The sequence below is a fragment of the Streptomyces sp. NPDC059455 genome, from assembly GCF_042750115.1.
Taxonomy (GTDB): domain Bacteria; phylum Actinomycetota; class Actinomycetes; order Streptomycetales; family Streptomycetaceae; genus Streptomyces; species Streptomyces endocoffeicus.
The window spans coordinates 1-6,972 of sequence record NZ_JBHYVB010000348.1 but is presented as its reverse complement, the minus strand read 5'-3'; the positions used below and the strand labels follow the sequence as shown (position 1 = coordinate 6,972).

Sequence of the window (6,972 nt, the reverse complement as noted above, 5' to 3'; positions counted from 1 at the left end):
CCGACCCGAAGGCGTCGGTGGTCGTGGGGGGGGGCCCCACACACATCCCAGTGAGGCCCCCCCGGGGCGCCCGCCCCCACGGTGGGGGGGGGGGGGGTCTGGGGGGCCGGGCCGTTGGCCACGCCGCCCTCCGGGCCGGTGGGCCCGTCGGACCAGCTGTCCCTCTGGCGGGGCCTTCGCACGGAGCCGTCCCTCGGGCGGGCGGCCCTTCGGACCAGCCGGCGCCTCGGGCCCGCGGGTTCTTCAGACCAGGACGGCCGCCAGCAGCTCCGCCACCAGCGCCGCCCCGTCCCGCGACAGCACCGACTCCGGATGGAACTGCACCCCGGCGAAGCCCGGCCCGCGCAGCGCGTGCACATCGCCGGTCGCCCGGTCCCGGCTCAGCTCCACGCGGTGCATCGCCAGCTCCGTCTCCGCCGCCTCGTCGCAGCGCGCCGTGAAGGTGTTGTAGAAGCCGACGGTCTCCTCGCGCCCGAAGAAGTCGATCCGCTCCTGGGCGCCCTGGAACGGCACGTCCTTGCGCACGATCTCCAGCCCCAGCTCGGCCGCGATCAGCTCGTTCCCCAGGCACACCCCCAGCAGCCCGTGCCGGTGCCCGGGCACCAGCTCGGCGGTCAGCGCCCGCAGGAACCGCATCTTCGGGTCGGCCGCGTCGTTCGGGTCGCCAGGGCCGGGGCCGAGCACCACGGGCCCCTGATGCGCCAGCGCCGCCTCCCGCACCCCCGGCTCGTCGTACCGCCGCACGGTCACGGTCAGCCCCGAGGTGCGCAGCAGATGCGCGAGCATCGCGGTGAACGTGTCCTCGGCGTCGATCACCAGGGCATGCCCGGACAACCCCCCGATCCGGGGCTCCTCGGGAGCTTGCATCCGCAGCCAGAACGGCGCCAGGTCCGCCCGCCGCGCGTCCAGCGCCGCCCGTACCCGCGGATCGTCCGTGAGCCGCGGCCGCGGGCCCTCCGACTCGGACCGTACGGGTGCGGGCCGCACGCCCAGCGCGGTCAGCACCCCGGCCGCCTTCGCATGCGTCTCGGCCACTTCGCCGCGCGGCTCCGAGTGGCGGACCAGCGTGGCACCGACGGCCACCTTCAGCGATCCCCCGGCGTCGATGTCGGCGGTGCGGATCAGGATCGGCGAGTCCAGGGTCTGGGCACCGCCGCCGTCCCGGCCGATCAGCGCGAGCGCCCCCGCGTAGTAGCCGCGGCCACCGGGCTCGTACCGCTCGATCACCCGGCACGCGTTCTGCACCGGGGAGCCGGTGACGGTCGCCGCGAACATCGTCTCGCGGAGCACCTCCCGGACGTCGAGCGAGGAGCGGCCGCGCAGCTCGTACTCGGTGTGCGCGAGGTGCGCCATCTCCTTGAGCCGGGGCCCGATCACCGTCCCGCCCATGTCGCCGACGGTGCACATCATCTTCAGCTCCTCGTCCACGACCATGGACAGCTCCTCCACCTCCTTGCGGTCGTGCAGGAACTCCAGCAGCCCCTCGGCGCTCGGCCCGCCCTCGGGGTAGCGGTACGTCCCGCTGATCGGGTTCATCACGACGGTGCCCCCCGACATCCGCACATGGACCTCGGGGCTGGCCCCCACCAGCGTCCGCCCGTCCGCCAGCCGCACCACATACGTCCAGTAGGCGCCCCGCTCCCCGGCCAGCAGCCGCCGGAAGAGCGCGAGCGCGTCGGTACTCCCGAACCCCGGGATCTCGCCCCGGAACGTCCGCCGGATGACGAAGTTGGCGCCCTCGCCGGTGCCGATCTCGTCCTCGATGACCCGGCTCACGATCTCCGCGTACGCGTCGTCGTCCACGTCGAACGCCCCGTCCTCGACCCGCACCGGATGCCCGGGGAGCGCCTCCAGCGCCTCGGCGAGCGGCAGCTCATAGCTCTCCTCCGGGCGCAGCACGGCCAGCGGCGTCCCGTCGTCGCGCACCTCGAACCCGCGCTCGTGGATCTGCCGGAACGGCACGAGCGCGAGGGCGTCCGCCACCGGGGCGCCGTCCCGCGGGGTTCCGGTCGGCAGCGGGATGTCGGTCAGCCGCTCCACCTCCTCGACCGGGCCGAGCAGCACCTCGACGGTGTCGGGCGCCCGGCCGGGGGTGCGGCGGTGCAGCAGGGCGAAGGGCGGCGCGTCGTCGGAGAGCAGCCGTGCGACGACGGCCTGAGCGTGGGGGTTCTGCATGGCGGGTGATTCCTTCCGGAATGAGGAACGACCCGCGGAAACGCCGAAGGCCGCCCCTCGGGCGGCCTTCGCGAGATCTTGGGAGTGCGCGATTCAGCGGGCCGCCGGATGAGCGGTCCACCACCAGGTCATGGTCAGTCGCGCGTGCACGTCCAGGACCTTACCTCAGTTCCAGGGATTGGCGAGCTGGTCGTTGATCGCGACCCAGAAGCGGGTGCCTCTGGGCAGCTTGTAGGCGTTGTTCTCGCTGGCCCAGAAGGACCAGCCGCTCACGCTCCCCAGGTCGACACCGTAGCGGCCGTCATGGAACTCGGCCATCCGCCAGCCCGAGTAGAAGACGTCCTCACAGAGCCGGTCGGCGGTGAGACGGCTGGTCAGTCTGGTGCCCGGTGTGGGCAGAGTCGCCCCGACGGTGCCGCGCGCCCAGCCCGCGTTGGCGTCCGGGACGATCCCCGGAGGCACTGGGGATCCGTCGACCTTGACGCACAGCACCGGCAGGGAGGCGGTGGCCGGAGTGTCCCCGACATACGCGTGCGTCTGGGCGTCGGAGCCCACATGAACGGTGCCACCGGGCCCGTCCTGCCGGATGACCCAGGTCATCCCGGCATGGTTGGCGGCCGGGCCCGCGTGGGCCGGTGCGGCGGCGAGGGGCAACAGGCCCAGCGAAGCGGCCGCCGCGAGGGTGGCGGTGATACGGCGGAGAGGACCCATGGCGCGGCCACTCAGTTCCAGGGGTTCGCCGGCTGGTCGTTGATCGCGGCCCAGAAGCGGGTGCCGTCCGGGACGTAGCCGTACGCCCAGAAGGACCAGCCACCGCTCGCCTCCAGGTTGGCCCCGTACCGGCCGTCGTGGAACTCGGCCTCCCGCCAGTCCGCGCCGTAGTACTGCGCGCAGATCGCGTCCGCCGCGGCCCGGCTGGTCAGCGACTTGCCCAGTACGGGCGGCGTCGCGGCCACGGTGCCGCGTGCCCAGCCCGCGTAGAAGTCCGGGGTGATCCCACTGGGCACGGCGCTGCCGTTGACTCTCAGGCACAGCATGGGGAGCGTCGCGGTGGCGGCGGTGTCACCGTTGTACGCGTCGGTCGCGGAGTCCGCGCCCACCCTGATCGTGCCGTCGGTTCCCTTCGCGAGCACGGTCCAGGTCATCCCGGACGCGATGGCCGACGAGTCCGCCTGGGCGGGGGCGGCGTTGAGCGACAGCAGTACGAGCGAGGCGGCGGCCGCGAAGGCGGCGGCACCGCGGCGGAGCAACTTCCTCATGGGGCACTCCTTTGAATGGGGACCGGCCGCGGGGGTGGGCCGGTCACCCGAACAGCGTCCGAGGAGCGCACGGTTCCATCACGCCTTCTTCACGGCATGGCCGTAAACGACCGAGGGATGCCCGAACGTCCGTTCTTGCGCGGCGCGTCCCGTGTGTGCTTGGTACGGACCTTCGTCCAAGCCGGTGTGATTCGAGCTCAAAGCGTGAGGGGCGGTGTCTCACACCGTGGAAAGCGGGCTGGACGCGCGGCAGGACCCCGTAACCTTGTGCGGGTGACCGTGAACGCTGAAACCCACGCCGGTGGCCACACCTGGCAGTCTCTTCCCGCGGCGCAGCAGCCCGACTGGCCGGACCGAGCGGCTCTGCGCGATGTGATCGCTGAGCTCGAGTCCTATCCGCCGCTCGTCTTCGCGGGCGAGTGCGACGCGCTGCGGCACCGCCTGGGGGCCGTGGCGCGGGGCGAGGCGTTTCTGCTCCAGGGCGGTGACTGCGCCGAGGCATTCGACGGCGTGAGCGCCGACCAGATCCGCAGCAAGCTCAAGACGCTCCTCCAGATGGGCGCCGTGCTGACCTACGCCGGGTCCGTCCCGGTGGTGAAGGTGGGCCGGATCGCCGGGCAGTACAGCAAGCCGCGCTCCAAGCCGACCGAGACCCGGGACGGGGTGACCCTGCCCACCTACCGTGGCGACTCCGTCAACGGATTCGAATTCACCCCCGAGGCGCGGATCCCGGACCCGCAGCGGCTGAAGCGGATGTACCAGGCGTCGGCCTCGACGCTGAACCTGGTGCGCGCCTTCACCACCGGTGGCTACGCGGACCTGCGGCAGGTGCACGCCTGGAACCAGGACTTCGTGAAGTCCTCGCCCTCGGGCCAGCGCTACGAGGCGCTGGCGCGCGAGATCGACCGGGCGCTGTCCTTCATGAACGCCTGCGGGGTGGACCCGGAGGAGTTCAAGACCGTCGAGTTCTTCTCCTCGCACGAGGCGCTGGTCCTGGACTACGAGACGGCCATGACCCGCACCGACTCGCGCACCGGTGAGCTGTACGACGTCTCCGGGCACATGGTCTGGATCGGCGAGCGCACCCGGCAGCTGGACGGGGCGCATATCGAGTTCGCCTCCAAGGTCCGCAACCCGGTGGGCGTGAAGCTGGGCCCGACGACCACGCCGGAAGAGGCGCTGTCGCTGATCGAGCGGATCGACCCGGACCGCGAGCCGGGCCGGCTGACCTTCATCACCCGGATGGGCGCGGACAAGATCCGCGACAAGCTGCCCAACCTGGTGGAGAAGGTGACCGCCTCCGGTGCGCAGGTCGCCTGGGTCTGCGACCCCATGCACGGCAACACCTTCGAGGCGGCGTCCGGGCACAAGACCCGCCGCTTCGACGATGTGCTGGACGAGGTCAAGGGCTTCTTCGAGGTCCACAAGGAGCTCGGCACCCATCCTGGCGGCATTCATGTGGAGCTGACCGGCGACGATGTCACGGAGTGCGTGGGCGGCGGCGACGAGATCTTCGTCGACGATCTGCACCAGCGCTACGAGACGGCGTGCGACCCGCGGCTCAACCGCAGCCAGTCGCTGGACCTGGCGTTCCTGGTGGCGGAGATGTACCGGGACCAGTAGGGCGCGGCCAGTGGAACTCGGCCAGTAGAGCCTGGCCAGTGGAGATCATAAAGACGCAGGTGGGGCGCGGATCACATGGATCCGCGCCCGCTGTGCGTTGTGGGGGTCCGGCGCGGCAGGTAAGGTAAGGGTTACCTCACTGATCAATGCCATCGTCGACGCCACCGCTGGAGAGCCCGTGTACGTCTGCTCATGCTTCGGGATCACCGAGCAGCAGGTGCGTCAGCACGCGGAAACGGGCGCGTGCACCCCGCGCCAGATCGCCGGTGCCTGCAAGGCGGGCACGGACTGCGGATCGTGCGTACGGAAGATCCAGGCGCTGCTGGGCCGCGGTGCGTGCCCCCGGCGCGAGGCGCTGGACCCGGTCGTCCTGACGACGGCCGCGACGACGGCATCCGCCGCCGCTTCCCTCCCGGAGCCGACGGCGGCCGAGGCGGCCTGACCGGCGGACCGGCGGACCGGCTCGGTCGCCGCGAGTTCTGCCGCCGCGGGCTCAGTGGCCCTTGCCGCTCCCGGAGTAGTTGTCGCCGTTGTCGCTGGGCTGCTCGATCTGCTGGGCGATGTAGAGGGGCTCACCGAGCTTCTCGATCAGCTCCAGCTGAGTGTCGAGATAGTCGATGTGGAGTTCCTCGTCGGCGAGGATGTACTCGAAGAGATTCGCCGAGGTGATGTCCGCCTTGGACCGCATCAGCTCGATGCCCCGCTTGAGGCGGTCGATCGCCTCGATCTCCACCTGCCGGTCGGCCTGGAACATCTCGGTCAGCGTCTGGCCCACCCGGACATGGAAGAGCCGCTGGTAATTGGGCAGCCCATCCAGAAGAAGGATGCGGTCGGTGAGGATCTCCGCATGCTTCATCTCGTCGAAAGACTCCGACCGGGTGTATTTGGCAAGCCGAGTCCAGCCAAAGTGGTCCTGCATCTTTGAGTGCAGAAAGTACTGATTGATCGCAGTCAGCTCGCCGGTCAGCTGCTCGTTGAGGAACTCGAGGACCTCGGGGTCACCCTGCATCGGAGGGGCTCCTTCCAATCCGATCGGGAACGGCAGGTTCCGCGCATCGTCGCACCGCGCCTGTTGGGGCGTCCAGTAAGTGCACGCTTAGTACGAGTTGTGCCCGTCCTCGATGCCCTGGTCACGACCACCCCCGGCGGTCTGAGACCATGGAGCCCATGGGTCAGTCGGAAAGCCGCGAGGGGGAGCTCGCGAAGCTGCCTCCTGGGCAGCGACTGCAGCGCGGTTGGCCGGTTACGCACTATGGGCCGGTCCCCAAGTTCAAGCCGGACCGATGGGAGTTCCGGGTCTTCGGCGCCACGGCGGACGGCGAAAAACACTGCTGGACGCATGAGGAGTTCTCGGCTCTGCCGTACTCGACGGTCGTGGCCGATCTGCACTGCGTCACCAAATTCAGCATGCTCGACGCCGAATGGGGCGGGGTTTCCTCGCTGGAGATCGCGAAGCTCGCACCGCCGGCGCCCGATGTCACCCATGTGATGGTGTGGGCCGAATACGGGTTCAGCTCGAATCTGCGGCTGTCGGACTTCATGGCGGAGACCACGATTTTCGCCACCCACAAGGATGGCGAGTTGCTCACCGCCGAGCACGGCTTTCCGGTGCGGCTGGTGGTGCCTCATCTGTATGCCTGGAAGGGCCCGAAATGGGTGCGCGGTGTGGAGTACATGACCGCCGACCGCCGCGGCTTCTGGGAGGAACGCGGCTACCACAACATCGGCGACCCCTGGACGGAGAAGCGCTACTCCTACCAGGAGGTGCCGGGCGACGGCCCGGAGCTCTAGGGGGTGTCCGGCGGACCACGCGGCGGAGCCGCATTGTCGACGCTTTCCCCTCCCCGCCCCTTCCCGCTGCATCGATATGCGGCTCCGCCGCGTGGCAAGGGCTTCGCCCCAGACCCCGGGGCCC

Annotated in this window: 7 protein-coding genes; 3 read left to right on the top strand and 4 right to left on the bottom strand. The window is 70.4% G+C overall.

Going from position 1 to position 6,972, the window contains the following annotated elements:
• Positions 1 to 243: 243 nt before the first annotated feature.
• From ACFXB5_RS51675 to ACFXB5_RS51665, 3 genes are all read right to left on the bottom strand, one after another.
• Complete coding sequence (locus tag ACFXB5_RS51675; RefSeq protein ID WP_385222568.1) at positions 244 to 2,175, bottom strand: anthranilate synthase family protein; 1,932 nt, start codon at positions 2,173 to 2,175, stop codon at positions 244 to 246.
• A 165-nt stretch (positions 2,176 to 2,340) separates the two neighbouring features.
• Positions 2,341 to 2,886, bottom strand: a complete 546-nt coding sequence (locus tag ACFXB5_RS51670; protein WP_385222565.1) for a hypothetical protein — start codon at positions 2,884 to 2,886, stop codon at positions 2,341 to 2,343.
• Between the two features lie 11 nt (positions 2,887 to 2,897).
• A complete protein-coding gene (locus ACFXB5_RS51665; RefSeq protein WP_385222562.1) occupies positions 2,898 to 3,434 on the bottom strand; it encodes a hypothetical protein in 537 nt (178 codons plus the stop codon).
• Positions 3,435 to 3,707: 273 nt separating this feature from the next.
• Here ACFXB5_RS51665 and ACFXB5_RS51660 point away from each other — a divergent pair, with 273 nt between their 5' ends.
• Both ACFXB5_RS51660 and ACFXB5_RS51655 read left to right on the top strand, forming a co-directional pair.
• Entirely contained in the window at positions 3,708 to 5,057 is a 1,350-nt protein-coding gene (locus tag ACFXB5_RS51660) for a class II 3-deoxy-7-phosphoheptulonate synthase (RefSeq protein WP_385222560.1), read from the top strand.
• 178 nt (positions 5,058 to 5,235) lie between these two features.
• Positions 5,236 to 5,499, top strand: a complete 264-nt coding sequence (locus ACFXB5_RS51655; RefSeq protein ID WP_385222558.1) for a bacterioferritin-associated ferredoxin — start codon at positions 5,236 to 5,238, stop codon at positions 5,497 to 5,499.
• 51 nt (positions 5,500 to 5,550) lie between these two features.
• Here the strand turns inward: ACFXB5_RS51655 and bfr are convergent, their stop codons facing one another.
• Positions 5,551 to 6,066: a bacterioferritin gene (gene bfr, locus ACFXB5_RS51650; RefSeq protein WP_138911075.1), complete on the bottom strand. Its 516-nt coding sequence runs from the start codon at positions 6,064 to 6,066 to the stop codon at positions 5,551 to 5,553.
• Positions 6,067 to 6,224: 158 nt separating this feature from the next.
• On the opposite strand from bfr, the gene ACFXB5_RS51645 reads away from it, so the two are divergent.
• On the top strand, positions 6,225 to 6,848 hold the full coding sequence (locus tag ACFXB5_RS51645) for a sulfite oxidase-like oxidoreductase (RefSeq protein WP_201856889.1): 624 nt from the start codon (positions 6,225 to 6,227) through the stop codon (positions 6,846 to 6,848).
• Positions 6,849 to 6,972 lie beyond the last annotated feature (124 nt).

What these genes read in the sequence shown, in the direction of transcription:
- bfr (WP_138911075.1), bottom strand. Translation starts at nt 6,066, where the DNA reads ATGCAGGGTGACCCCGAGGTCCTCGAGTTCCTCAACGAGCAGCTGACC.
- ACFXB5_RS51670 (WP_385222565.1), bottom strand. Translation starts at nt 2,886, where the DNA reads ATGGGTCCTCTCCGCCGTATCACCGCCACCCTCGCGGCGGCCGCTTCG.
- ACFXB5_RS51675 (WP_385222568.1), bottom strand. Translation starts at nt 2,175, where the DNA reads ATGCAGAACCCCCACGCTCAGGCCGTCGTCGCACGGCTGCTCTCCGAC.
- ACFXB5_RS51665 (WP_385222562.1), bottom strand. Translation starts at nt 3,434, where the DNA reads ATGAGGAAGTTGCTCCGCCGCGGTGCCGCCGCCTTCGCGGCCGCCGCC.
- ACFXB5_RS51645 (WP_201856889.1), top strand. Translation starts at nt 6,225, where the DNA reads ATGGGTCAGTCGGAAAGCCGCGAGGGGGAGCTCGCGAAGCTGCCTCCT.